The sequence below is a fragment of the Salinivibrio sp. HTSP genome (assembly GCF_003390965.1).
Classification (GTDB): Bacteria; Pseudomonadota; Gammaproteobacteria; order Enterobacterales; family Vibrionaceae; genus Salinivibrio; species Salinivibrio kushneri.
This window is the reverse complement of the sequence record NZ_PXUD01000120.1, coordinates 1-1099: the sequence shown is the minus strand read 5'-3', so window position 1 is coordinate 1099 and position 1099 is coordinate 1. Positions and strand designations below refer to the sequence as shown.

The 1099-nt window shown below is 50.6% G+C and carries 1 protein-coding gene; it reads right to left on the bottom strand.

The features are described from left to right. A partial coding sequence (locus C7A19_RS15485) for an MBL fold metallo-hydrolase (protein ID WP_155522580.1) occupies positions 1-995 on the bottom strand: 995 nt, incomplete at its 3' end. Positions 996-1099: the final 104 nt, after the last annotated feature.

Below are 1099 nucleotides of genomic sequence, written 5' to 3'. Positions count from 1 at the left end.
TCGCCGCTTTGTTTTAGGCGGTTCACCAATGCCATGTGTTGGCTGTGTTCATCAATGGTGATGCATTGCTCAAAGGCTAACGGATGACGGTGTTGATTAAGCTTGGTTTTGGCCTCTTTGCTCCATAGCTTTTTAAACTGGCGATAGTGACGCGTCACCTTTTGCGCCATGGGCGAGTCGAGAATGATGGGAAGCGCCTTATCAAGCTGCTTTTGGTAGATAAGCTGCTCAATATCAAACAACAGCTCTTGGGTGCGGCCGACACTAAACGCTGGGATTAATATTGCGCCACCGTCTTCGAGTGAGCGTTGAATAATCGCCTCGAGCCGCTGGGCGCGGGTGGCGACGGATTCATGGGTTTTATCACCGTAGGTAGATTCTAAAAACAAAATATCGGCACGGCTTGGCGGTATTGGATCAGGTAGCAGTGGCGTGTTGCTGGGCCCTAAATCGCCCGAGAACACTACCCGTTGTTGGTCCGGCAGTTTTAACTCTACGTAGGATGACCCCAAAATATGCCCGGCCGGTTGCAAGCGCAAATAGGTTGCTGGCTGCCCTTTTTGCTTAGGCTTTAGCCGGTGCCAGCTGTTGTAAGGCAAGGTCACGGTTAACTGGCAAATGTGCTCAAGTACCCGCTGACGATCACCGTAATTCATGTTGAGTTGCAGCTTTAAAGTATCGTCAATCAATAGCGGCACCAGCTCCGCAGTGGCTTCAGTGCAATAAATGGGGCCGTTAAAGCCGGCCGCCAGTAGCCAAGGCAGCAAACCACAGTGATCGATATGGGCGTGAGTGAGGATCAGCGCATCAATGCGTTTGCTATTAAGGTTTACCCTCGCCTCTCGCATTTCATCACCTTGGTATTGACCGCAGTCAATCAGCAAGCGTAAGACGCTTGGTTTTATATCCACTTGGTGACACGAACCAGTCACGGTTTGATAGCCACCGTGGTGGGTGACGGTGAGGGTTTCATTGTTTATTGAGGTGTTGGGCATGGTTACGTCCTTGTTGGGGGAGATCCTAGGTCCTAGGGAAAGATTACGGAATACGGAAAGAGACTAGACGCTTCGCTTCGAGAAACTAGAGACTAGGAAAAGCT